Source organism: Alistipes sp. AF48-12 (genome assembly GCF_003477565.1).
In the GTDB taxonomy this organism is placed as follows: Bacteria; Bacteroidota; Bacteroidia; order Bacteroidales; family Rikenellaceae; genus Alistipes_A; species Alistipes_A hominis.
In genome coordinates this window covers 96,523-121,747 of record NZ_QUDJ01000003.1, presented here as the reverse complement: position 1 = coordinate 121,747, position 25,225 = coordinate 96,523, and the positions used below count along the sequence as shown (strand labels likewise).

16 protein-coding genes and 1 pseudogene are annotated in these 25,225 nt (G+C 55.8%); 4 read left to right on the top strand and 13 right to left on the bottom strand.

Annotated features, from left to right (window positions below; genetic code table 11):
- Positions 1–6: 6 nt before the first annotated feature.
- The 6 genes and pseudogenes from gltB to DW082_RS02805 form a co-directional block, all read right to left on the bottom strand.
- Positions 7–4,533 (bottom strand): glutamate synthase large subunit, encoded by a 4,527-nt coding sequence (gene gltB / locus DW082_RS02830; RefSeq protein WP_101573302.1) that lies wholly within the window; start codon positions 4,531–4,533, stop codon positions 7–9.
- Positions 4,534–4,597: 64 nt separating this feature from the next.
- A pseudogene (locus DW082_RS02825) lies at positions 4,598–6,789 on the bottom strand (glutamine synthetase III).
- A 50-nt stretch (positions 6,790–6,839) separates the two neighbouring features.
- A complete protein-coding gene (gene asnA, locus DW082_RS02820; RefSeq protein WP_101573435.1) occupies positions 6,840–7,874 on the bottom strand; it encodes an aspartate--ammonia ligase in 1,035 nt (344 codons plus the stop codon).
- Between the two features lie 114 nt (positions 7,875–7,988).
- Complete coding sequence (locus DW082_RS02815) at positions 7,989–9,269, bottom strand: ammonium transporter (protein WP_101573304.1); 1,281 nt, start codon at positions 9,267–9,269, stop codon at positions 7,989–7,991.
- 59 nt (positions 9,270–9,328) lie between these two features.
- Positions 9,329–9,685 carry a P-II family nitrogen regulator gene (locus tag DW082_RS02810; RefSeq protein WP_055205988.1) on the bottom strand — a complete coding sequence of 119 codons (357 nt, stop codon included), beginning with the start codon at positions 9,683–9,685 and terminating at the stop codon, positions 9,329–9,331.
- A gap of 26 nt (positions 9,686–9,711) precedes the next feature.
- Positions 9,712–10,437, bottom strand: coding sequence for a TorF family putative porin (locus DW082_RS02805; RefSeq protein ID WP_118457223.1), 726 nt, complete (start codon positions 10,435–10,437; stop codon positions 9,712–9,714).
- Between the two features lie 637 nt (positions 10,438–11,074).
- On the opposite strand from DW082_RS02805, the gene DW082_RS02800 reads away from it, so the two are divergent.
- From DW082_RS02800 to DW082_RS02790, 3 genes are read left to right on the top strand one after another with little or no spacing between them, the layout of a single operon-like run.
- Entirely contained in the window at positions 11,075–12,190 is a 1,116-nt protein-coding gene (locus DW082_RS02800) for an efflux RND transporter periplasmic adaptor subunit (RefSeq protein ID WP_118457221.1), read from the top strand.
- Between the two features lie 6 nt (positions 12,191–12,196).
- Entirely contained in the window at positions 12,197–15,346 is a 3,150-nt protein-coding gene (locus DW082_RS02795; protein ID WP_101573310.1) for an efflux RND transporter permease subunit, read from the top strand.
- Between the two features lie 18 nt (positions 15,347–15,364).
- A complete protein-coding gene (locus tag DW082_RS02790) occupies positions 15,365–16,783 on the top strand; it encodes an efflux transporter outer membrane subunit (protein WP_220452629.1) in 1,419 nt (472 codons plus the stop codon).
- Here the strand turns inward: DW082_RS02790 and DW082_RS02785 are convergent.
- The 6 genes from DW082_RS02785 to ligA all read right to left on the bottom strand — a co-directional run bounded on the left by DW082_RS02785 (position 16,777) and on the right by ligA (position 23,290).
- A complete protein-coding gene (locus tag DW082_RS02785) occupies positions 16,777–17,979 on the bottom strand; it encodes a clostripain-related cysteine peptidase (RefSeq protein ID WP_145996569.1) in 1,203 nt (400 codons plus the stop codon). The two genes, DW082_RS02790 and DW082_RS02785, sit on opposite strands and share 7 nt — an antisense overlap.
- 29 nt (positions 17,980–18,008) lie before the next feature.
- Positions 18,009–18,776: a YgcG family protein gene (locus DW082_RS02780; protein WP_055205999.1), complete on the bottom strand. Its 768-nt coding sequence runs from the start codon at positions 18,774–18,776 to the stop codon at positions 18,009–18,011.
- A 14-nt stretch (positions 18,777–18,790) separates the two neighbouring features.
- Entirely contained in the window at positions 18,791–19,378 is a 588-nt protein-coding gene (locus DW082_RS02775) for a LemA family protein (protein WP_055206001.1), read from the bottom strand.
- A 22-nt stretch (positions 19,379–19,400) separates the two neighbouring features.
- Positions 19,401–20,174, bottom strand: a complete 774-nt coding sequence (locus DW082_RS02770) for a DUF4919 domain-containing protein (RefSeq protein ID WP_228385778.1) — start codon at positions 20,172–20,174, stop codon at positions 19,401–19,403.
- Positions 20,175–20,266: 92 nt separating this feature from the next.
- Complete coding sequence (gene dapA, locus DW082_RS02765; RefSeq protein WP_118457219.1) at positions 20,267–21,154, bottom strand: 4-hydroxy-tetrahydrodipicolinate synthase; 888 nt, start codon at positions 21,152–21,154, stop codon at positions 20,267–20,269.
- Between the two features lie 36 nt (positions 21,155–21,190).
- Positions 21,191–23,290, bottom strand: a complete 2,100-nt coding sequence (gene ligA / locus DW082_RS02760) for an NAD-dependent DNA ligase LigA (RefSeq protein ID WP_118457217.1) — start codon at positions 23,288–23,290, stop codon at positions 21,191–21,193.
- Positions 23,291–23,500: 210 nt separating this feature from the next.
- On the opposite strand from ligA, the gene DW082_RS02755 reads away from it, so the two are divergent.
- The gene (locus tag DW082_RS02755) at positions 23,501–23,812 is read left to right on the top strand and encodes a hypothetical protein (RefSeq protein ID WP_055206083.1); all 312 of its coding nucleotides are present in this window, start codon (positions 23,501–23,503) and stop codon (positions 23,810–23,812) included.
- Positions 23,813–23,895: 83 nt separating this feature from the next.
- Here the strand turns inward: DW082_RS02755 and DW082_RS02750 are convergent, their stop codons facing one another.
- Positions 23,896–25,131, bottom strand: coding sequence for a 6-phosphofructokinase (locus DW082_RS02750; protein WP_101573320.1), 1,236 nt, complete (start codon positions 25,129–25,131; stop codon positions 23,896–23,898).
- Between the last annotated feature and the right edge of the window lie 94 nt (positions 25,132–25,225).

The following is a 25,225-nucleotide window of genomic DNA, read 5'->3' as shown; positions in this document are numbered from 1 at the left end:
AGCGGTTTAATAATCTTTTTCCATCTCGGCGATCTTGCGGTCGAGCGCGGCCATGCGCTGCGCATGGAGCACTTTTTTGTATTCGATCGGCATCACCTTGATAAACTGGCCGACGTATTCGCTCCAGTCGTCGATCATCGTTTTGGCGAGCGGGCTGCCCGTATGGTAATAGTGCGAACTGATCAGCGCATGCAACTCCTTGCTGTCGGCCGTCTCTTCGATCAACGACAATTCGACCATCTCCATGTTGCAGAAGAAATCGAAATTGCCGAGACGGTTCCACACGTAGGCGATTCCGCCGCTCATGCCCGCCGCAAAGTTTCGTCCGGTCGTACCGAGCACTACGGCGCGGCCGCCGGTCATGTATTCGCAACAGTGATCTCCCACCCCTTCGACAACGGCCGTCGCGCCGCTGTTACGGACGCAGAAACGCTCGCCGACCTGCCCGTTGATATACACTTCGCCCGCCGTCGCGCCGTAGAGCAGCGTATTGCCGGCAATGATGTTCTCGTGGGGCAGGAAAGTCGAGTTTTTCGGCGGCACCAAAACGATTTTTCCGCCGGAAAGCCCTTTGCCGAGGTAGTCGTTGGCGTCTCCCTCCAAGCGAAACGTCACGCCCCGGCACAGGAACGCTCCGAAACTCTGCCCGGCAGAACCGCGGAAAGTCACGCTGACCGTATTCTCGGGCAACGCTTCGCTGCCGTATTTCGAAGTGATCTGTCCCGAAAGCATCGCTCCGACCGAACGGTCCGTATTGTAAATCGGGAAACTCAGGTGCACCGGCATTTTCGAATCGATGGCCGGAGACGCCATCCCGATGATCGAACGGTCCTTGACCTTTTCGATCTTATGATCCTGCACGGTCGTCCGGCGGACGTCGTTCGTTCCGGCTTCGGCCGGACGGTACAGGATCCTCGACAGATCCACTTTCGAAATTTTGGTTCCCGGTTCGAACTTTTTCGGCTCGATCAGGTCGGTGCGACCGATAATGTCGTCCAACCGCGCGTATCCGAGTTCGGCCAACGTTTCGCGGACATCTTCGGCCAGAAAGTTAAAGAAATTGACCAGGTACTCGTAACGCCCGCGGAAATGTTCCCGCAGCCGTTCGTCCTGCGTAGCCACGCCGACCGGACAAGTGTTCATATGGCACTTGCGCATCATCACGCACCCCAGTACGATCAACGCGCTCGTAGCGAATCCGAACTCCTCGGCCCCGAGCAGCGCGGCGATCACCACGTCGCGGCCGGTTTTCAACTGGCCGTCGGTCTGCAGCGTGACTTTACCGCGCAGACCGTTCAGCACGAGGGTTTGCTGTACGTCGGCCAAGCCGATTTCGGTCGGCAGGCCGGCATGTTTCACCGAGCTGACCGGACTGGCTCCGGTACCGCCTTCGCCGCCGCTGACCAGGATCATATCGGCTTTCGCTTTAGCGACTCCGGCCGCAATGGTGCCGATTCCGCTTTCGGAAACCAATTTCACGCTGATTCGCGCGCGCGGATTGACATTCTTCAGGTCGAAAATCAATTGCGCCAGGTCCTCGATCGAATAAATATCGTGGTGCGGAGGCGGCGAGATCAGCGAAATGCCGGGGATCGAATGCCGCGTCCGGGCGATCATCTCGTCGACTTTGTAACCGGGGAGTTGTCCGCCCTCGCCGGGCTTGGCCCCCTGGGCGACCTTGATCTGGATCTCGTCGGCATTGACCAGGTATTCGGCATGGACGCCGAAACGTCCCGAAGCCACCTGTTTGATCGCGCTGCGGGCGATCGTACCGTCCGTATTGGGACGGTAACGCCGCGCGTCCTCGCCGCCTTCGCCGGTATTGCTTTTGCCTCCGATCTTATTCATCGCGATCGCGATCGCCTCGTGCGCCTCGCGGCTGAGCGAACCGAACGACATCGCACCGGTTACGAAACGCTTCATGATCTCCGTCGCCGGCTCCACGAGCGACAGGTCGATCGGATTGCGTTTCAATTCCATCAAATCGCGCAGAAACATCGGCGACGGTTTTTCGTTGACAAGTCGCGTATACTCCTTGAATTTCTTGTAACTGCCCAGCCGCGTGGCCAGTTGCAGCGTAGAGATCGTCTCCGGATTCCACGCATGCCGCTCGCCGTCCTTACGATAGGCGTAATTGCCGAAATTCTCCAGCGGCGCATCCTCGTCGTACAGCTCCCCGAAACCGTGCGCATGAGCGGCCAGCGTATCGACAGCGAGGTCTTCCAAATCGGCCCCGCCGATCTTCGAAGTCATCCCCCGGAAATACCGTTTCAGCAATCCGTCCGACAGTCCCACCGCTTCGAAGATCTCCGCGCCGCGGTAACTGCGGATCGTCGAAATCCCCATCTTGGAGATAATTTTCAGTAATCCTTTATTTAACGCTTTGACGTAATGTTTTTCGGCCGTTTCGTAGTCCAACTGAATATCGCCTTGGGCAACCAGCCGGTCGAGCACGGCGAAAGCCATATACGGATTGACGGCGCTGGCCCCGAATCCGATCAGCAACGCCATATGCATCACTTCGCGCGCCTCGGCGGTTTCGACGATCAGCGCGATCTGAGCCCGCTTGCGCCGGTCGTTCAGGTAGTGGTGCACGGCCGACAGAGCCAGCAGCGACGGGATCGGAGCATGTTCGACGTCGACGCCCCGATCGCTCAGAATCACATAATTGTAACCGTCGTCGACCGCTTTTTCCGCCATTCCGCAAAGTCGGTCAACCGCGTCCGCAAGCCCCTGTCCGCCGTCTGCCGGGCCGAACAGCATCGGCAAGGTCAGCGTCCGAAATCCTTTGTAACGCAGATTATTCAAAATATCCAGTTCGGCATTGGTCAGGATCGGACTCGGCAGTTTGACCACTTTGCAGTGTTCGGCCGACGGGTGCAAGATATTTCCGCCGACCGCGCCGATGTAACTGGCGATCGACATGACCAGTTCTTCGCGGATCGGATCGATCGGCGGATTGGTCACCTGCGCGAACTGCTGCCGGAAATAGTTGAACAACCGCTGCGGTTTGGCCGACAGAATGGCCAGCGGCGTGTCGTTGCCCATCGAACCGAGCGGTTCGAAACCGTTTTCGCCCATCGGCTTGATAAGCTTCTCGACGTCCTCCCGGTTGTACCCGAACACGCGCAGCATCCGGTCGTACTGTTCGACCGAATGTTTCACCTGCCGGCCCGAAGTAATCTGGTTCAGCACGACCCGGTTCCGTCCGAGCCACTCTTTGTACGGATGTTCGGCGGCGAGCTGTTCCTTGATTTCCGGATCGTAGCGGATTTCGCCCTTCTCGGTGTCGATCATCAGGATTTTACCGGGACGCAAACGACCCTTTTCGCGGATCTCCGAAGCTTCGACGGCAAACGTCCCGGTCTCCGAGGCGACCACCATCATGTCGTTCTTGGTAATAAAGTAACGGGCCGGGCGCAGGCCGTTACGGTCGAGCATACCGCCGGCATAACGGCCGTCCGAAAAAAGCAACGTCGCCGGGCCGTCCCAAGGCTCCATGAAAATACTGTGGTATTCGTAAAAAGCCTTCAGTTCGGCGGATATCGGATTTTTATCGTTATAGCTTTCCGGAATCAACATCGCCAGCGCATGGGGTAACGTCATGCCGCTCTGAACGAAAAATTCCAGTACGTTGTCCAACGAAGCGCTGTCGCTCATTCCCCGCTGCACGACGGGCCCCAGCTCTTCGAGCGGACAGAGCAGGTCGGGATGCAGCACGCCCTCGCGGCTCTCCATCCAGCTCCGGTTACCGCGGATCGTATTGATCTCGCCGTTGTGCCCCAACAGGCGAAACGGCTGCGCGAGACTCCAGGTCGGAAACGTATTGGTCGAAAAACGCGAATGCACCAAAGCCAGGCCGCTGGTAAAATACGGATTGACCAGATCGGGGAAATAATAGCGTAACTGTACCGACGACAACATCCCTTTGTAGACCAGCGTACGGGTAGACAGGCTGACCACATAGCACGCCTCCTTCTGTTCCAGGTCGCTTTCGAGCCACTCTTTCTCGATCTTTTTGCGGACGATATAGAGCTTGCGCTCCAGGGTCGACGCGCCCGGATCGCCCGTTACGAAGATCTGTTTAATCACAGGTTCCGTGTCGCGGGCCGCCCGGCCCAGCACGTCGTCGTTCACCGGAACGTCGCGCACGTGCATCAGGTTAAGTCCCTCGGCCTGTACGTTTCGTTTGACGATCCCCAGAGCCGCCGTCTGACCGGCTTTGTCGCGCGGTAAGAAAACGAGTCCGGTTCCGTAATGCCCCTTTTCGGGAACCGGAATGCCCTGCAAGAGAATAAATTCATGGGGAATCTGCACCAGGATGCCGGCTCCGTCGCCGGTTTTGTTATCGGCCCCTTCGGCTCCGCGGTGCATCATGTGTTCGAGTACCTGGAGACCGTTTTCGACAATGTCGTGGGTCTTATTCCCCTTGATATTGACAACCAGTCCGACGCCGCACGCGTCGCGTTCGTTATCGGGATCGTATAACCCCTGTCGGCGGGGCGCAACGTTTATTTTTCGATTCTGTTTCATGCCTTTTGTCTGTAATTGCGCCGCAGCGTTTTTTCGCAACCACCGCAGCGCGGATTAAAAACCACTAGCGTACGAATAGCAACTCCCTGTATTTCGGCAGCGGCCACATTTCGTTGTCGACCACCTCTTCGAGTTTGTCAGCGTGGTAACGGATCTCATCGAATGCCACAGCCACCGTATCGTGATAGGCAATCGCCTTTTTCCGTTCGCTGGCGATTTTGTTGGCCACTTTGCGAGCTTCGATCATCTTTTCGGTTAACGTCTGGATCTTCTCCATGTGAACGGAGATCTTCTCGATCAGCGCCATGTCCTGGCCGGCCACGCTTCCGAATTTATCGGCGCCGAACAACTCTTTCATTTTAAAAGCCTTGTCCAGCAGCATTCCCTGGTAGCGCGAAGCGACCGGCAGAATATGATTCATCACCAGATCGCCCAACACGCGGGCTTCGATCTGGATCTTTTTCGTATAGGTCTCCCACTTCACCTCGGCGCGCGCATGCAACTCTTTCGACGAAAGCACCCCCATCCGAACGAACATCTCGGCATGGGTCGGCGCAACGAACTGGTCGATGATCTCCGGAACGGAAACCGCGCAGTCCAGACCGCGCCTCAGAGCTTCCTCTTTCCACTCGTCGGTATAACCGTTGCCGTCGAAATGAACCGCGGCGGACTCCCTGACGTAAGCCTTCAGCACGGACAGAATCGCCTGCTCTTTGGGTTCGCCTTTGCCGACACGGGTGTCGACGGCCTCCTTGAATTCGGCCAACTGATCGGCTACGGCGGTATTCAATACGGTCATCGCGCCGCCGCAGTTATCCGAAGAGCCTACGGCGCGGAACTCGAAACGGTTGCCCGTAAAGGCGAACGGAGACGTCCGGTTGCGGTCGGTATTGTCGATCAGCAATTCCGGAATATGATCGATTCCTCCCATCCGGAAACCGCACTTGTCGTCGAATTCGATCGTATCGTCGCACGAACTGGAGGCCAGTTTGTCAAGCACCGCCGAAATCTGGCGGCCGAGGAACACCGAAATGATCGCCGGGGGCGCTTCGTTCGCACCCAGCCGGTGGGCATTCGTCGCGCTCGCGATACTGGCCTCAGTAATCCGTTCCGCTTGTAAACGGCCATCATCACATTGACCAGAAACGTGATGAACTGCAGGTTATCCTGCGGCGTTTTGCCCGGGGAGAGCAGGTTGACGCCGGTATCGGTTCCGAGCGACCAGTTGTTGTGTTTGCCCGAACCGTTGATTCCTTTAAACGGCTTTTCGTGCAGGATCACCCGGAAACAGTGGCGGCGCGCCACCTTTTTCATAATCGACATCAGCAGCAGGTTATGGTCGTTGGCCAGGTTGGTCTCTTCGAAAATCGGGGCAAGCTCGAACTGGTTCGGAGCCACCTCGTTGTGACGCGTTTTGGCCGGAATGCCGAGTTTCCAGCACTCGTATTCGAGATCTTTCATAAACGCCATCACCCGGGTCGGAATGGCTCCGAAATAATGGTCTTCCAACTGCTGGTTTTTGGCGCTCTCGTGCCCCATCAGCGTACGACCGGTCAGCACCATGTCCGGACGAGCCGCATAAAGGCCCTCGTCGACGAGAAAGTACTCCTGCTCCCATCCCAGGTAGGAGTACACTTTCGACACCGTCGGATCGAAGTAGCGGCACACCTCTGTAGCGGCTCTATCGACGGCCTGCAGCGACCGAAGCAAGGGTACCTTGTAGTCGAGCGCTTCCCCGGTATAGGCGATAAAAATCGTCGGGATACAGAGCGTCGTATCGACGATGAAAGCCGGCGAAGTCGCATCCCAAGCCGAATAACCGCGCGCTTCGAACGTATTGCGGATACCGCCGCTCGGAAAGCTCGATGCATCGGGCTCCTGCTGAATCAGCAGCTTCCCGGAAAACTCCTCGATCACCCCGCCCTTGCCGTCGTACTCGACAAAAGCGTCGTGTTTTTCGGCCGTACCGCCCGTAAGCGGCTGAAACCAGTGCGTATAGTGCGTGGCGCCCATGTCCATCGCCCACTGTTTCATACCCGATGCGACGCTGTCTGCAATTTCGCGGCTCAGCGCTTTACCGTGCTTCATCGTCTCGAACAGCGCCTCGTATGTTTTTTTCGGCAGGTACTTGCGCATTTTGTCTTCATTGAAAACATACATTCCGAAATATTCGGAAGCCCGTTCCGCCGGCGCGGGCATACAAACGGCCTTGCGTTTGATCGCCTCTTCCACTACTTTAAATCTAAGTTCTGACATGGCTTTATAAATTTAAGTATTAGAAACTTTTCCGTCTCTCAAATCATTTTTTACTTCAGATAGATATTGTGCTTGCGGCACGTCTCTACCATCTCTTCGGGCCAGATACTGGCCTGCACTTCGCCGATATGCGCGCAGCGCAGCAGGAACATGCATAACCGCGACTGGCCGATCCCTCCGCCAATCGACAACGGAATACGGTCTTCGAGCAGCGCTTTGTGAAATTCCAAATCGGCGCGCTCGGGACACCCCTCGAGTTCCAACTGACGCAATAAAGCCGTTTTGTCGACCCGGATACCCATGCTTGAAACTTCGAAAGCGGATTCGAGCACCGGGTTCCACAGGATAATGTCGCCGTTCAACCCTTTATACCCTCCGTCGGACGGGGTTGTCCAGTCGTCGTAATCCGGAGCCCGGCCGTCGTGTTTTTTGCCGTCGGACAGTTTGCCGCCGATGCCGATCACGAAGATCGCCCCGTATTTGCGGGCCGCTTCCGTCTCGCGTTCCCGAGGAGACAGCGACGGATACATTTTCAACAGGTCTTCGCTTTGGATGAACCGGATGGTCTCCGGAAGGATCGGCGTGATGTGCGGATAGATCTCATACACTTCGCGTTCCATGCGGCGAACTACACCGTAAATTTTAGTAACGATCTCTTTCAGGAAATCGAGGTTGCGCTGTTCTGCCGTCACGGTGCGTTCCCAATCCCACTGATCCACGTAGATCGAATGCAAGTTATCCAGCTCTTCGTCGGCGCGGATGGCGTTCATGTCGGTATAAAGACCGTAACCGGGAGCGATGCCGTAAGCTCCGAGTTTCATTCGTTTCCACTTGGCCAGCGAATGCACCACCTCGGCGCGGCGTTCACCCATATCTTTGATCGGGAACGAAACCGGCCGTTCGACGCCGTTCAGGTCGTCGTTGATTCCCGTCCCGGACAGCACGAAAAGCGGCGCGGTGACCCGGCGCAAATCCAGTTCGGCCGCCAGCGATTTCTGAAAGCGGGTTTTAATCGTCTTGATGGCCTGTTCCATCATCTCCGGAACGAGTTTGGCCTTGTACTGTTTTACCATGTAAAGTGACATATGCTTGAATTTTAACGTTTTTTCTTTTTTCGATATCCCGGCGGCCGGTTCGCCGCCGGGGCATCTTGCAACCAACTTAAACTTAAACCTCTATTACGCTACATCCAACGATGTCTAACTGTTGTAAGCACTCTCGCCGTGTTCGTAGATATCGAGTCCCTCCTCTTCCACGCGGGCGTCAACACGCAGACCGACCAATTTGTCGACGATCTTGAACAGAATATAGGTCATTGCGGCGCTGAAAACGACGGATACCGCCGTAGCCACTACCTGCACCCACAACTGATGCCAGTCGCCGTAAAGCGCTCCTTCCACACCGCCTTCGCCGCTGATATACCGCGTAGCGAAAACTCCGGTAAGAATAGAACCCACGATACCGCCCATGCCGTGTACGCCGAATGCGTCGAGGGCGTCGTCGTATTTGAATTTCGGTTTGACGACGGCCACCATGAAAAAGCAAACGACCGAGGAAAGAAGCCCGATGCAAACGGCTCCAAGAACGCTTACGGTGCCTGCGGCAGGCGTAATGGCAACCAGTCCGGCCACCGCTCCGGTACACACGCCGACCGTCGTCGGCTTTTTGTTGTGCACCCAGTCGATCAGCATCCACGTCATCGCCGCCACGCAAGTGGCCAAGTGCGTCACCAGAAAAGCGTTGGCCGCGATACCGTCGGCCTGCAGACCGCTTCCGGCATTGAAACCGAACCAGCCGAGCCACAGAAAAGCCGTTCCCATGAATACGAAAGTAACGTTGTGCGGGCTCATCGGCTGTCCGACCCGGTAGCCTCTTCTCTTACCGAGCAGCACGGCCATTACCAGTGCGGAAATACCGGCATTGATATGCACGACCGTTCCGCCCGCAAAGTCGATGGCCCCCATTTCCTGCAGCCATCCGCCGCCCCATACCCAGTGCGCCATCGGGTTGTACACCAAGATGCTCCACAGGATCGTGAAGAGCATAAAGCCCGAAAATTTGATCCGTTCGGCAAAAGCGCCCAGTATCAAAGCCGGCGTGATCACGGCAAACATACACTGGAAAACCACGAAAATGATTTCGGGAATGTTGCCCGTAGTCAGCGCCGACGGCGTTACGCCGTTCAGCATCACTTTATCGAAACCGCCGATCACGCTGCCTGCGGCAGTCCCGCAAAGAGAGGTTCCGAATACGAAACTGTAACCGAATGCCACCCACAGAATACTAATTACGCCGACGATAAGCAAGCACTGCATAATGATGCTCAGTACGTTTTTCTGGCGCACCAGCCCGCCGTAAAACAGGGCGATACCGGGAATGGTCATTAACAGGACGAGAATGGTAGCGACGATCATCCACGCCGTGTTGCCGCTGTCCACCGCAGGGACGGCGACTTGTGTAATATCTTCTATATAATCCATGACTCAAAATTCTTTGTCGTTATACTTCGTGTTCGTTCAATAACAAGCCCTCGAAAAAACTATTTCTCCAGCTCCGCATTGTAAAGGGCGATATCGCCCCTTTCACCGGTACGGATGCGGATGGCGTCGTCGATGGGAATGACGAATATGCGCCCGTCGCCGATCTCGCCGGTAAAAGCCGATTTAAGAAGGGCCTGCACCGTCTTTTCCACATTCTTATCGCGCAGAACAATCGATATCAGTATCCGCTCGATGGAACTGGTATCATACACCACTCCGCGGTAGATACGGGCCTGGCGGGACTTTCCGATCCCTCGAACGTCGTAATAAGAGAACCACTCGATGTCTGCTGCGAGCAAAGCTTCCTTCACTTCCTCGAACTTGGTCTTACGAATAATTGCCTCGATCTTTTTCATTTTGCTTGGATTTTATGGTGAATGAACTAAAAAGATATCCCGAATACGAGACTCGCATCATCGGTAGCCGGCGAAGCGACGGCCTGCACGAAGACCGGCAGCGAATAAGAATCCGTAATCCGGACCGTTTTGGAGGCTTTCAGCGAAATATTCGAAACCTGAAACCCTTTGTCGCCCCATCGCGGAGTCAGCCATGCCGGAGCGTCCCACGGCGCCACGCCGACTGCACAGGTCAGATCGACGCCTTTGATCCGGAAATCGTAACCGAGTTCGATATAGGTCGAAAACTTCCGCTCGCCGTCCACTTTGTCGAGATTCCCGGCGAACATCGTGCTCCAGGAGACGTGCAACGGAAACTTTTTGCCGAAATGATAGCCCAGCGTCCCCTCAAACAGGTGCGTATTCAGATAATCGGAATAGAAAGGAGCGCCCTGTCCGGCCCACCAGTAATCGGTGACTCCGACCGAAAAACCGCCGACCGAATAACCGGCCGAAAGATCCAGCTCCTTGAAACCTTCCCGCAAGCTGGTCGAGCCCCAGGCTCCGATGGAAAATCCTTTATAAGCCAATCCGAGCGAAGGCTGAACACTCGCCCCCGATCCTATCTGATAGACCCCCCTCCACACATATCCGCTCACGAGGTCCGCTCCCACGTTCACCACCACTCCGGACTGGGCTTTTAAAGACGGCGCGCAAGTCGAAAACACTATCGCCGCCAACATCATACGTACAATGGATAAATTCTTTTTCATAGCCTTTCATTTAAATGGATCAACAACTCATTTCTTTTCCCGGACTCCGATCCGTTTCGACGAATCGGACCGTTTTGTCAGATTTTCCGTTCAATCCCCATACGGGGATTTTCTGCTAACGAAAAATAATAAGTAAAATCCTCAGGCTTCATAACCATAAATTCAATCATCTGATGCAAATATAGTATTTTTGAATTCTATAATGCAAATTTTATGGGGTATATTTTAATATAAATACTTATTTTAAAACAATACCCCCACAAATATACATACAAGTCATAAATAATTTAAATTACAATTTAAAACAATAATTCTATTAAACGCGTAATTATCTCGTCAAAATCCGGTAAAAACACGCAATATTCCTGTCTGAAATCCGGATTTAATAAAAAACAGTAACCTAAAATTACGACTCGGCATAAATTCGATCTTTTTCGGACACCCCCTCACATTTCGGGGGATTATTTCCACAAAATCGTTTTTGAACCGCCAAGCGTCAAAATTCACAACCCTGTAACTTCAAAAAGGACATAATAAGAAAAAAAAGGGACTTAAAAAGAGTACCCCTTCCTACAAAACAATACTACCGTCAATAAGCGGTATGTTTTTTGACAGAATAACGGTAAACTCTAAACGTATGAAAGCGAATAAATCTACCTTTCTGATTCTGATTTTATCCGGAGCCCTGTTGTTGGGTTGCAAACGAAAGCGAGAGACGCAGGCGCCGCCGCTCGAACTGCCGGTAGCCGAAGCGACGACGAGCGATATTCCGATATGGATGGACTTCGTAGGCCAGACCTACGGAAAATCGGACATCACGATACAGGCGCGCGTAAGCGGATTTTTGCGCGGAATCTATTTCAGAGAAGGGACATTCGTACACAAGGGAGACTTGCTCTACGTGATCGAACCGGCCCCTTACGCCGCGCAAACGGCTCAGCGGCAGGCCTCGGTCAGCCAGGCCGAAGCGGAACTGACCAATGCCCGGCAGAATTACGAACGCGTGAAACCGCTCGCAACCATCAACGCCGCCAGCAAAAGCGACCTAGACGCCGCCGTCTCGCGGCTATCGGCAGCCCAGGCGGCTCTGAAAGCAGCTCAGGCTGCATTGAAATACACCGAAATCGAACAAAGTTACACGCAGGTACTCTCCCCCGTAAACGGCATTATCGGACAGACAAAAGCCCGCACCGGAGACTACGTAGGCCCCGGATCGCAATATGCGGTACTGAACACCGTCTCGCAGGTCGATACGATACGCGTGGTATTCTTCATCCCGGAAGACACCTATTTCGATCTGATACGTCGGGGCAGGGCCGATTTCAGCGAAATCATGCTGACGATCTCGGACAACATCGCCTATCCGCACCGGGGGCACTTCGATTTTATCGGACGGGCCGTCGAGCAGGGCACCGGATCGCTGAACGCACAGGTTTCGTTCCCGAATCCGGATACGCTGTTGCGCCCCGGGCAGTTCGCCCGCATCCGCACCGTCGTCGACACGCTGCGGTCGGCGCTGCTGATCCCGCAACAAGCGGTAATGCGCACGCAGGGCATCAGCAGCGTCTATGCGCTCGATTCGGCCGGACGGGCGAAACAGCGCATCGTATCCCTCGGCAATACCTATAATAATATGTGGGTAGTCAACTCCGGACTCGACTCCGGAGCGCGCGTCGTCACTTCGGGTTTCCACAAAGTTCGTGAAGGAGCGGTCGTAGAGCCGATGACCGTCGCCGATTCACTCCAAAAATAGAAAACTATGGGAAACTTTTTCGTAAGACGTCCGATATTCGCCATGGTCATCGCCATCATGATCGTAGTGCTGGGACTGATCGCCATCAAAAGCATGCCGATCGAGCAATACCCCGACATCACGCCGCCCGTGGTCGAAGTGACGGCTCAGTATCAGGGAGCCGACGCGCTCACGGTCGAGCAGAGCGTTGCCACGCCGATCGAAGAGAGCGTTAACGGAGTGAGCGACATGATCTACATGCAGTCGACCAACTCGAACGACGGCAGCATGTCGTTACAGGTGTCCTTCGGCGTAGGAAGCAACCCGGACATGAGCACCGTATTCACTCAGAACCGCGTCTCGTCGGCCACGCCGATGCTACCGCAGCCGGTGATCCAACAGGGCGTCACCACGCAAAAAACCATGACGAGCTTCATCATGGTACTGTCGTTGTTCTCCGACGGCCGGTACGACGAGAATTTCCTGGCCAATTACGCGATCATCAACATGAAAGACCCGATCTCGCGGATCAACGGCGTCGGCAGCGTACAGGTGCTCGGCGGCGGCCCTTACGCGATGCGAATATGGATCAAACCGGACAAGATGGATTACCTCGGCATCACGGTCGGCGACATCTCGGCGGCAATCGGCCAGCAAAGCCAGATCGTTCCCGGCGGCCAGCTCGGCGCCGAGCCGAACGACGGCTCTCCGGAATTCACCTATACGGTACGGATGCCGGGCCAGTACAGTACGGCCGAAGAGTTCGAACGGATCGTGCTGCGGGCCAATCCGGACGGTTCGCTGGTGCGACTCCGGGACGTCGCGCGGGTAGAACTCGGCGTACAATCTTACAGCACGACGGCCTCCTTCCAGGAACATCCGGCCTGTTTGCTGCTGATCAACCAGTCGCCGGGCAGCAATGCCGTCGAGGTCGGCAGGCAGGTCAACTCGCTGATGAAAGACCTCGCGAAATCGTTCCCGGACGGCGTACAGTACAACACGGTAGTCGACTCGACGCATACGATCGTGCTCGGCATCCAGGATATCGTCACGACGCTGCTGTTGGCGCTGCTGCTCGTCGTGCTGGTCATCTATCTTTTTCTGCAAAACATCCGGGCCACGATCGTGCCGCTGATTGCGATTCCGGTCTCGCTGATCGGAGCCTTTATGGTCTTCCCGCTGTTCGGATTCTCAATCAACGTCTTTTCGCTGCTCGGACTGGTACTCGCGATCGGGCTGGTAGTCGACGACGCCATCGTAGTCGTCGAAGCCGTCCAGGTGAATATCGAAAAGGGCATGAACGGCCGGGACGCCACGATCGCGGCGATGAAGACCGTCGCTTCGCCGATCATCGCGACGACGTCGGTGTTGATGGCCGTATTCCTGCCGGTCGGACTGATGCCGGGCGCAGCCGGGAAACTCTACGGACAATTCGCCATCACGATCGCCATCAGCGTTTGCCTGTCGGGGATCAACGCGCTGTCGCTGAGTCCGGCGCTCTGTTCGCTGCTGCTGCGTCCCAAGAAAGAGGGCCAGACGGACAACCGGTTTTTCCGGTGGTTCAACCGCCGTTTTACCAGCGGCGTCGACGGCTATCTGAAAACCAGCGGCGTGATCGTCCGACACAGCGCGCGAACGCTGCTGTTCATCGGCATTTCGGCGGCGGCCGTCGTCATCCTGATGAAGCAGATCCCGACCGGATTCCTACCGGACGAAGACCAGGGCTACCTGATTACCAACATCCAACTGCCCAACGCCGCTTCGCTGACGCGCACCGAAGCGGTCATCAAGCAGATCAACGACGTTCTCGACAAAAACGACAATGTCCAGTCGGTCACCTCGGCCGCCGGATTCAGCCTGCTGGCCGGCACGCAATCGCCGAATAGTGGTCTGATATTTATCCGGTTGAAAGACTGGAACAAACGCAAGATGACCGCAGCGCAAATCACCGAAGCGTTGAACATGGAACTTTACGAAGAGATCGACGCTGCCGAAGTCTTTACGTTCGGACCGCCGTCGATTCCCGGCCTGGGACCGAGTTCGGGCTTTACGATCATGATCCAGGACAAGGGCGGCAACACGCCGCAATACCTGGCCGAATACACCGGAAAATTCATCGAAGAGGCCAAGAAGCGCCCCGAAATCGCCAGCATCAGCACGATGTTCCAGGCCGACGTGCCTCAAAAGGCGATCTCGATCGACAACGACAAAGTACTGAGCGCGGGAGTTTCGCTGGACGAACTGCATACGCAGGTGTCGGCCTATCTCGGCGGCATGTACGTCAACAACTTCAACCGTTTCGGCCGGATGTACCAAACCTATATCCAGGCCGAAAGCGAGTACCGGCTGAACGAATCGAAGATCAGCCAGTTCTATCTGACGAACAACCGGGGTGAAAGCGTCCCGCTGTCGGCCTTCATCACGGTGCGCGACACGACCGGGCCGCAGTTCACGAACCGCTTCAACCTCTACCGCTCGGCCGGAGTGACGGGACTGCCTTCGACGAAATACTCGACCGACGAAGCGATGACCGCCCTCGCGGAAGTCGCCGACGAGGTGCTTCCGGACGACATGGGCTACGCATGGAGCAACATGTCGTACCAGGAAGCCCACAACAGCGGCGCGGGAATCGTATTCCTCTATGCGGTGATCTTCGTTTTTTTGATTCTCGCCGCGCTGTACGAAAGCTGGAGCCTGCCGTTGAGCATCCTGCTCGGCATCCCGTTCGCGCTGCTCGGAGCGATGGGCTTCACTTACCTGGCGCACCTGTTCGACCCGATATACGTCAACGACATCTTCATGCAGGTGTCGCTGATCATGCTGATCGGACTGGCGGCCAAAAACGCGATCCTGATCGTGGAATACGCCCGCGACAAATTCAGCGAAGGCATGAACCTGCAACAGGCGGCTCTCGAAGGAGCCAAACTGCGGGTGCGGCCGGTCATCATGACCGCCGTAGCGTTCCTGATGGGCGTACTGCCGCTGATCTTCGCGACCGGCAGCAATGCCGTCGCGCGCAACATCATGGGGCTGGCGCTGTTCGGCGGTATGCTGATCGCCACGCTGATCGGACTGTTCGCTTACCCCGGGTTGTTCGTGCTGATCGGAAAATGGGGACGTTACGAAGAAAAACGAAATCAAAAAGCCGCGACGGAAAACAGTCCGGCCGTAAAATAAATCATGATGCGATTCGATATGAACAAACGATATTTTATCCGGATATTCCCGCTGATCGTCCTTTTTGCGGGCAGTTGCACGGTCGGTCCGAAATTCAAAGCGCCGGTCGTCGAAACCCCGCCGAGATACATGGGAGCGGCCGGCACCGCCGCAACGGATCTCTACTGGTGGCAACTGTTCGACGACACGACGCTGACGAGGCTGATCGCGACGGCAATCGAGAACAACCGCAACGTCGAAATCGCCTTCTCCCGGGTCGAACAGGCGCGGCTGACGCTGAAGGAGACCCGCGCCGGTCTGTGGCCGTCGGTAAGCTACGGCGTCACCGGACAGTACGGCACGGAGTCCTTCATCGGACTGAAAAGCGACAAACCGGTGGAAACCTATATCATCAAACCGAGCATCTCCTGGGAACTGGATCTGTTCGGCAAAATCAGGCGGATGAGCGAAGCCGACCGCGCGCAACTGCTGGCGACCGACCGGGCGGCGCAAGGCGTGTTGGTTTCGCTGGTAGCCGAGGTGGCATCGACCTATTTTTCCTACCTGCAGTACGAATATGCCGGTAAAACCGCCCGACAGACCAGCATTTCCCGCGAAGCGACCTACGCGCTGCAGCAACAAAGCTATGCGATCGGCTCGATCGACGAGCTGCAACTGCGCCAGGGAGAAGCGGCCTATGCCACGGCCGCCGCGGCGAATGCCCAGTACGAACGCGCCAGCGAGCAGGCGTTACACGCCCTCAGCCTGTTGCTGGGACAAAATCCCTCGCAGGTCGTCGGCAAACACACTCCGCTGGTCGACCTCCGCATTCCGGCCGAAGTGCCCGCCGGTTTGCCGTCCGACCTGCTCGCCCGTCGGCCCGACATGGTCGAAGCTTACTATCAGGTGATGGCTGCCAACGCTCAGATCGGCGTGGCGCAGGCGATGCGTTTTCCGAGCATCGCGCTGACCGGAAACGGCGGCGTATTCAGCGAGGAATTCAAAAAGCTGTTCGATCACAATGCTTGGATGTGGTCGGCGGCAGGAGGGATTACGGGGCCGGTTTTCAATTTCGGAGCCAACAAACGCAGGGTACAGATCATGCGCGAGAAACACCGCGAGGCAATTATGAATTACGAGCAATGTTTTCTGCAGGCGCTCCGGGAGGTCGAAGACGCGCTGACAGCCGTCCGCACTTACCGTACCCAACTCGAATCGATGCTGACATTGGTAACGGCTGCCGAAAAAGCCGACCGGCTGTCGCAGCAGCAGTACGCCGCCGGACAGATCAGTTACTTGGACGTTCTGGAAACGCAACGAACATTATTCGACGCGCAATCCGATTACGCGGAGACGCTCAGCGCAACGATGAGCAGCTACGCCACGCTTTACAAAGCGCTCGGAGGCGGCATCATGTCGCCGGAAGAATCGGCAGAAAAGAGCGCCGCAACTCAGTAAGCGATCCCGACCGCTTTCGCCCACGGGGTTTCCTTATAGGATTCTTGCAGAAGTTGCAACGCGGACAGGTCGCGCGGAACGTACGTGGAAAGTCCGCAGAAAGTATTCAGCTTGACGCACATATTAAAGGGTCCTACTCCCGGACCGGAATAGGCGCTGAAAACGTACTCGGTATGATCTTCGTAAACCACCGTTTTGCGAAGTTGCCCGGCGAACGCGGCATAAAGAGCGGCATCTCCGCCGATTTTGGAATAATAGTCCAGCAGATCGTGAAAAACGTGGGTCTGCATCCGCTCCAAATACTGAACCTGCGACACATCCGCCGAAGCGGGCGAAGCGGAGGCGTAAAACGCTTTGGCAGCCGCAGCCAGCGCGTCCAGTTCGTCGGTTTTAATCAGACCGACCGAGGCATAGGGCCACGTAGACGACGATTGCCGGTAGTAATCGACGAACAGTCGGCAGACCTCTTCGAACCGCGGCGTATCCGCGAACAGTTCCGGCAAAATCGCATCGTACGAAAAACCGGACGAAAGGATCTCCGTCGGAGAAGCGATGATGTATTTGGCGGCATTCCGCAGTTCGTACAACGCCTCGACACTCCCCATAAAGCAGGCGTCGAACAGCAGGAAGTCGAATTCCCGATCCCGGGGCAACGCCCCGGCCAGATCGGAAATGTCGATATAATTGGCGCCGTCCTGAGCGAACCATTTGGTAAGGGGCGCATTCGGATCTTTCCGCCACAGATCGTCCGCCGAATAGCTTTTCGGAATCACTCCGGCAGGCGCCCAGCCCAATCCGTGCGACCACAGCACCAGCCCGTAGGATTCGGCCGGATACAGCGCTTTGGTACGCGCGATCACCCGGCTCAGCACCGACGTCGATGCGGAATTCTCTTTCGCATACTCCTCGACGACCGTCTTTTTGCCTCCCGACTCGATCTTCAACAATTGGGGAGTACCTCCCTGCGGATCGATATAGACGATCAGGTTCCCGTCGATCGACTCCATTCCGACAAGCATCTGATCGACATTTTGCCAGGCGGAGTTCACCAAATTATTATCGGCGGCCATATAGACCAGGATCGTCCGCCCGCTCTTTACAGGCGGCGGATCGATTTTTCCTCCATCTTCATTCTTTCCGCAGGAGAAAAACAGACAGGCTATCAGCCCTAAAACCGAAAAGTAAAATTTTCCCATCGAATCCGTATTATTGTTCGTTATCAAACCTACCAGGAACGTCCGGCTCCGCCGCCGCCCGACATTCCGCCTCCGAAACCGCCGAAACCTCCGCCTCCGAAACTGCCTCCGCCACGCGACCCGCCGCCCAGGAAAATCGGGGGGAACCACCCTCCCCCGCCGCGGCTGCCGTTGCCTCCATGCCCTCCTCCCTTGCGGCCGGCGGCAAACAAAAAGAAAAGCACCAGAATCGCTACCAGCCCGACGGCGACTCCGCCGCCTTCGTCTCGACCGGCATACTGATCGGCCGTGAATTCCCCGCGGGAAAGTTGCATCAGTACGTTCGTCGCCTTGTCCAACCCGTCATAAACGCTTCCCCGGCGAAACTCCGGGATCATCTCCTGATCCAAAATCCGCCCGGCGGTAATATCCGGGATCACCCCTTCCAGGCCGTATCCCACCGAAATGTAGGCTTCGCCCCGGGAATCGGGTTGCGACGGCTTGACCAGAATCAGAATCCCGTTATCCTTGCCTTTGCGTCCGACTCCCCACTTGTCGTGCAGCCGCTGCGCATAGTCGGCCGGAGCGTAACCGTCCAGATCGTCCACCGTAACGACGGTAATCTGCGTCGAAGTCTCGCGGTCGAAATCCGCCAGCTTTTGTTCCAGCGACCGGCGCTGCGCCTCGTCGAGCAATCCGGCGAAATCGTTGACCAAGCGCGGCGGCGACATCTGATCGGGCAACTGCTGCGCGACGAGCGGCAGCGAAAGCAAAGCCGCGCCGCACCAGCAGGCAAAGATCCTTAACAGCGATCTCATCGATATGCGACCCGTTAAAATTCGACTTTAGGAGCGACTTCCGAGCCGGGTTGCGCTTCGAAATAACCGATCGGGGCGAATCCGAACATCCCGGCCAGCAGGTTGCGCGGAAACATTTTGATATAGGTGTTGAACTGCTGCGCGGCATCGTTGAATTTGCGCCGTTCGACGGCAATCCGGTTTTCCGTCCCTTCGAGCTGCGTCTGCAAATCCAGGAAGTTCTGGTTGGCTTTCAGGTCGGGATAACTCTCGGAGATAGCCATCAACCGACTGAGCGCCGACGAAAGCTCGCCTTGCGCCTGATCGAAACGGGCCATAGCGGCGGCATCGTTCACGTCGATCCGGGTCTGCGTCGCTTTCGCACGCGCTTCGACTACCTGTTCCAGCGTATTCTGTTCGTGGGCGGCGTAACCCTTTACGGTGCTCACCAAATTCGGAATCAGGTCGGCGCGACGCTGATACTGATTCTCAATGTTGCCCAACTGCGCCGTAGCGGCTTCGCTGCGGCTGACCATATCGTTGTAACTTCCTTTCAACCATGAATAAGCGCCCAGCACAACGACTGCCACGACCGCCAAAATAATCCATCCTTTACGTTTCATTCTCTGTCTTCTTAATAACTGTTTACTCAACCTTCTCCACACTGGGCGCCGCCCGCCTTTTCAACGGCAGTCCGTTGAATTCCCATCCGCTACTGCGCTTTTCGGGCTCCTTGTCGGGCCGCTGCCAATAGATCCGCCCGAAATCGAAATAATATCCTTTAACTCCTTTCTCCTTCACCAGCAGCGGCGTATAAGCCACCGTCCGACTGATCACGCGCTCCTTGCCGCAAATGATATTCTCGCTGGCCAGAAAATCGCGCACATGCGAAAAATAGATGATGTGCCACGGCGACTCCTCGCTCAGTCCGGTTCCCGAAGACTTGATCGCATTCAGCACCCCCTGCAACCGGTAATAGTTGATCCGCTCGTTCAGCGTATCTCCGATCCCGCCGTAAGCGTAAATCAGGAAATTGATCGCTCCCGGATCGAACGGCTCTTTTTTCAACACCTCGTTCCCGTAGGCGATAACCCGCCGGTAGTCCGCCTCGTTCAGCGAATCGGCCTCCAGAATTTGCAGGATCTTGTCGCGGGCCGCCGGCGTCTCGAACGGCTTGTATTCCGGACGCCATACGAAACCGTAGTACAAATAACGGTAGTCGGTATCCGTCAGAGTCGTATCGCCGGTCAGATAACGGGTGAAAAGCGTCGGGTAATAGTAAGGGGAAGCGCTGTTGATCGTTTCCCGGAGGATCGCGTCGTTATCCGGGGCCTGTGTCCGCACCGTATCCTGCTGCGCCGCAGCGGACAAAACCCCTGCAAACATCAACACCGCCAAAGAGAAAACAATTCGTCTCATATCTTTATATTTCACCCTTAATAAACGCTAAAAATATAAAAATATTTGACGCGGACGAAATTTAGGGCTTATTCGGTCGGCCCGCGAAGCGGTCAACGGAGTTCGTACGCTTTCAGCAGGCCGTCGATCTTGGAGACCAACCGGTCGCTGGCAGGCACCAGCGGCAGGCGCAAATAATTGCCGATCACGCCCAGACAACTCAGCGCAGCTTTGATGCCGGTCGGATTCCCCTCTTCGAACAGGGAATCGACCGCCTCCATCATCTGAAGGTGCAGCGAAGCCGCTTCTTTCACGCGGCCGTCGAGAGCCAAATGCGCCATCCGGCAGAATTTCTCAGGGAAAGCCTGAGCTGCGACGGAGATGATCCCGTCCCCGCCCAGCGCCACCATCGGCAGGGTCAGGTTATCGTCGCCGGAAACCACGGCGAATCCCTCCGGCCGGTCGCGCAGGATATAAGCCGCCTGCGACAGGCATCCGCTGGCCTCCTTGACCGCGACGACGTTCGGACAATCGTGCGCCAGGCGCAGCACGGTTTCGGCTTTCATGTTGACGCCGGTACGTCCCGGCACGTTGTACAGCACCACTCCGCACGGAGCCGCAGCGGCAACCGCCTTGTAATGCTGATAAATACCCTCCTGCGAAGGCTTATTATAATAAGGAGTGACCGTAAGGATCGCATCGATCCCGGTAAAATCGGTTTTGCGGATCGAAGCCACCACTTCGACCGTATTGTTGCCGCCCATTCCGAGCACGACCGGCAGGCGTCCGTTATTCTTCCGAACCACGCAACTGACGACCGCCTCTTTCTCGTCAGCAGTCAGCGTAGGCGTTTCGGCCGTCGTTCCGAGCACGACCAGGTAATCGGCCCCGCCGGCAGTCACCCGTTCAACCAGCGCTTCCAATGCGCCGAAATCGACTGATCCGTCTTCCGAAAACGGGGTTATCAGGGCGATCCCCACGCCTCTCATGTTAGGTTTCATCGTGAAATGTTAATTTTCGGACAAATTTAATATTTTTTACCCGAACAAGGTGCGCTGCTTCGAATTATTTTCCGAGGGTTCTTCTTTTTTCTCGGACGACGATTGTTCCGCAACGGGAATTTCATCGTGTTCCTTCTCCCCGACGGCTTCTCCGGCAATAATCCGTTCGAAATCGGCCTCGCCGATAATTTTGACGCCCAGCTTATTGGCTTTGGTCAATTTCGCCGGGCCGATATTATTGCCGGCCAACAGATAATCGGTATTGGACGAAACAGCTCCCTGATTCTTGCCGCCGTGCGCCTCGATCAGTTGTTTCAACTGATCGCGCGAATGTCTTTCGAACGTCCCCGAAATGACGATCTTTTTACCGTCGAGACGATCCGAAAGACGCGCCGATTCCCCGGCTTCGAAATGCAGGCCGCTCGCCTTCAGCCGCTCCAAAATATCCAGGTTCGCCGGATCGAGAAAGTAATCCCGCACGCTGACAGCGATCCGCTCGCCGATATCCTCCGCCGTAGCCAGCTCCTCGGGCGTAGCCGCGGCAAGCGCATCGAGGCTCTTGAACTGCGCGGCAAGCGTTTTGGCGGTCGTCTCGCCGACAAAGCGAATCCCGATCGCGAACAACACCCGATGAAAGGGAACGTTCAACGACTCCCGGATACTGTTTAAAATATTGTCGGCGGATTTTTCGCCCAGACGCGGCAAATCGACCAGGTCCTCGCGTTTCAGCCGGTACAGATCGGCGATATCGGCGACCAGCCCCGAATCGTACAACAGTTGCACCGTCTCCTCGCCGAGACCGTCGATATTCATCGCCTTACGCGAAATGAAATGCACGATACGGCCGACGATCTGCGGCGGACAATGGCTTGGGTTCGGACAGTAATGGCGCGCCTCGCCTTCGTATTTGACCAATTCCGTTCCGCATTCCGGACAGTGCGTGATGAACTTGAACGGCTCGCTGCCGGCCGGACGTTCGGACAGATCAACGCCGGTAATTTTCGGAATAATTTCGCCGCCCTTTTCCACATAGACCATATCGCCGAGCCGGATATCGAGCAGCGCGATCTGTTCGGCATTGTGCAGCGAAGCCCGTTTGACGGTTGTGCCGGCCAGCGGCACCGGATCGAGGTTGGCGACCGGCGTCACCGCCCCGGTACGCCCGACCTGAAAATCGACCGACAACAGCCGGGTGCGGGCCTGCTCCGCTTTGAATTTATAGGCTACGGCCCAGCGCGGAGCCTTGGCGGTATAACCGAGCCGATTCTGATCGGCGAAACGGTTCACTTTGATTACCACGCCGTCCGTAGCGAACGGCAGGTCGTAACGCGCCTTATCCCAATGACGGATAAAAGCGTCTATCTCGTCGATCGAACGGCACAGGCTGATCTGATCGGATACCTTAAATCCCCAACGTCGGGCCGCCTGCAAACTTTCGTAATGGGTTTCGAACGGCAGCTTGTCGCCGACCAGCGCATACAGCGTGCAGTCGAGCTCGCGGCGGGCGGTTTCGGCCGAGCTCTGTTGTTTGAGCGACCCGGCGGCGGCATTGCGCGGATTGGCGAACGGCGTCTCCCCGATGTCTTCCCGCTCCCGGTTCAGTCGTTCGAACGAGCGGAACGGCATCAGCACCTCGCCGCGAATTTCGAAAAAGGACGGGTAATCGTCCCCGGCAAGCCGCAGCGGCACGGTGCGGATCGTCCTTACGTTCGCCGTCACGTCGTCGCCGCGCGTCCCGTCGCCGCGCGTCACGGCCTGCGACAAGCGACCGTCCTGATAAGTCAGGCTGATCGCCGTGCCGTCGAATTTCAGCTCGCATACGTATTCCACAGGTTCCACCTCCTTGCGGATGCGAACATCGAATTCGTGCAGCTCGTCGAGCGAATAGGTATTCGACAGCGACAACATCGGATAACGGTGTTCCACGGTGCGAAACTCATTGGTCGCATCGCTGCCGACGCGATGCGTCGGCGAATTGGGATCGTCGAACTCCGGGTAGGCTTTTTCGAGCTCCTGCAACTCGCGTAACAGGGCGTCGAATTCGTAATCGCCGATCAGCGGATCATTCAGTACGTAATACCGGTAATTGTGATCATTGATTTGTTCGCGAAGTTGTTCGATTTTCTGCCGCATAATAGTACCGATTTAATATAAAAGGCATTACTTTTGTGCCGCCTACGAGAAAGCCGTGACAAAACTAATAAAAAACAAACACAAAAACCAGACCCCAAACGGCAACGTTTCGGAGTAAAAAACAGGCCATACGGACAATTTGCAGTTTTTTTGGGATGTTCGTGTTTTGATTTACAAATTTTGCTTATACTTGCAGAAAATTTTTGGGAAACAATGACGGAAAAGAAACAAAAGAAGCGAGTTGCTATCAGTTACAAGAACCTTTCGCCTGAATTGCGGGATGAGGTGAAGAAGCAATATCCGAACGGATATACCGATCACATGATCCGCATCGACAAAGGCCCCGGGGATTTTTTCTACGCGATCGTATTGGAAACCGAAGACACTTCTTACCTGATCAAAGTGGACGTCAAAGTGGACGATCAGGTCGAAGAGGACGACAAAGACTTCTTCGGGGATGACGAGATTAAGGACGACGACGAAATCATCGACACCGATATGGCGGATATGGACGACGAAGAGTAAGCGCTTATCTAAATAAAACTTAAACAATCAGGGCTGCACCGGAAGGATGCAGCCCTGATCTATTTTTTATCCGGCGGAACGGATTATTCGTTCCACTCCAGAATCTTGTAGAAATCGAAAGCTTCCGGATTCGGCACGTATTTTTTGGCGGCTTCGTAATCGGCCGGCGTGACGTAGTTCAGGATGTTTTTGATGACCATCGTAAACTTGTCCGAATTGATATCGACCAAACGCGGCGGAATCTTGCCGGTTTCGGGATCCTGCAGGTCTTTCAGGTACAGCGGAGAAATCTGTCCGGCGGGATCGGCATACACCATACAGCCGGTCTTGCCTTCGCTGAACAACTTATAAGTCCCCATACCCAGCAGCGAACAGTAAACCAGGTCGTAAGCGACCGGAGTCTGGCAGCGCACCTCGTAACCGATTTCGACCGGACGGGATTTCACCTTAATTTTCAGTTCGCCCAATTTCTTTTCGAGCATTTCATTGAATATGTGAGCTTTCGACACTTTGCCGAGTTCGGGATGCCCGTGGTCGTCATACGAAAAATGAATCCCCGATTTTTTGATTTCGGCATCGCTCAGCGAGTGGAACACGCCCTCCGAGATCATCGCCACGCCGTAATCGAGACCCATGATCTTGCGCTTGATAATCGACGAAACGACGAGGTTCACGATCTTTTCGACGGTGATCTCGGTTTTGTTGAACATTTCGGGGATCACGATCATCGGATAGTGGCAGGCCGTGCCGATACCGAACGCCAGGTGTCCGGCGGAACGTCCCATAGCAGCCACGACGAACCAGTTTCCGCTGGTGCGCGCGTCGGTATAGACCGTGCGGCCGATGATCGAGCCCATGTCCTTGGCCGACTGGTAGCCGAACGTCGGCGAGCCGGCCGGCAGCGGCAGGTCGTTGTCGATCGTTTTCGGAACATGGATGTTGGCGATCGGATACTTTTTGGCTGCCAAGAATTTGGCGATGCGGTTCGCAGTCGAAGCCGTATCGTCGCCTCCGACGGTCACCAGCAACTTAACGTTGTTTTTGACGAACAGGTCGAGGTTGAAATCTTCTTCGAAGTTTTTGTCCGACGGTTTGAAACGACTCATCGTCAGGAACGATCCGCCGCGGTTGAAGATGTCGTCGGCCAGCAGGAAGTCGATCTCGGTGATTTTCGGCGTGTCGGTGAACAGAGCGGAATATCCGCCGTGCAGTCCGAGCACCCGGTATCCTTTCTGTAAAAACGTTTTTGCCACGCTACCGACCACAGTGTTCATTCCGGGAGCAGGCCCCCCGCCCGTCAAAATTGCAATTGCATCCATTTCTTTTATTTTAAAGTTTAAGTTCTATCGGTTCCGGCCCTTGCGCCGGATGTTTTTTCGTTTGAGCGATCCAAAAATACAATTTATTTTTAAT

Bases quoted from the DNA above. Each gene is read 5' to 3' on its own strand.
- DW082_RS02810 (WP_055205988.1), bottom strand. From the start codon at position 9,685: ATGAAAAAGATCGAGGCAATTATTCGTAAGACCAAGTTCGAGGAAGTG.
- asnA (WP_101573435.1), bottom strand. From the start codon at position 7,874: ATGTCACTTTACATGGTAAAACAGTACAAGGCCAAACTCGTTCCGGAG.
- DW082_RS02805 (WP_118457223.1), bottom strand. From the start codon at position 10,437: ATGAAAAAGAATTTATCCATTGTACGTATGATGTTGGCGGCGATAGTG.
- DW082_RS02770 (WP_228385778.1), bottom strand. From the start codon at position 20,174: ATGAGACGAATTGTTTTCTCTTTGGCGGTGTTGATGTTTGCAGGGGTT.
- DW082_RS02785 (WP_145996569.1), bottom strand. From the start codon at position 17,979: ATGGGAAAATTTTACTTTTCGGTTTTAGGGCTGATAGCCTGTCTGTTT.
- dapA (WP_118457219.1), bottom strand. From the start codon at position 21,154: ATGAAACCTAACATGAGAGGCGTGGGGATCGCCCTGATAACCCCGTTT.
- DW082_RS02780 (WP_055205999.1), bottom strand. From the start codon at position 18,776: ATGAGATCGCTGTTAAGGATCTTTGCCTGCTGGTGCGGCGCGGCTTTG.
- DW082_RS02755 (WP_055206083.1), top strand. From the start codon at position 23,501: ATGACGGAAAAGAAACAAAAGAAGCGAGTTGCTATCAGTTACAAGAAC.
- DW082_RS02790 (WP_220452629.1), top strand. From the start codon at position 15,365: ATGAACAAACGATATTTTATCCGGATATTCCCGCTGATCGTCCTTTTT.
- DW082_RS02795 (WP_101573310.1), top strand. From the start codon at position 12,197: ATGGGAAACTTTTTCGTAAGACGTCCGATATTCGCCATGGTCATCGCC.
- DW082_RS02775 (WP_055206001.1), bottom strand. From the start codon at position 19,378: ATGAAACGTAAAGGATGGATTATTTTGGCGGTCGTGGCAGTCGTTGTG.
- gltB (WP_101573302.1), bottom strand. From the start codon at position 4,533: ATGAAACAGAATCGAAAAATAAACGTTGCGCCCCGCCGACAGGGGTTA.
- DW082_RS02815 (WP_101573304.1), bottom strand. From the start codon at position 9,269: ATGGATTATATAGAAGATATTACACAAGTCGCCGTCCCTGCGGTGGAC.
- DW082_RS02750 (WP_101573320.1), bottom strand. From the start codon at position 25,131: ATGGATGCAATTGCAATTTTGACGGGCGGGGGGCCTGCTCCCGGAATG.
- DW082_RS02800 (WP_118457221.1), top strand. From the start codon at position 11,075: ATGAAAGCGAATAAATCTACCTTTCTGATTCTGATTTTATCCGGAGCC.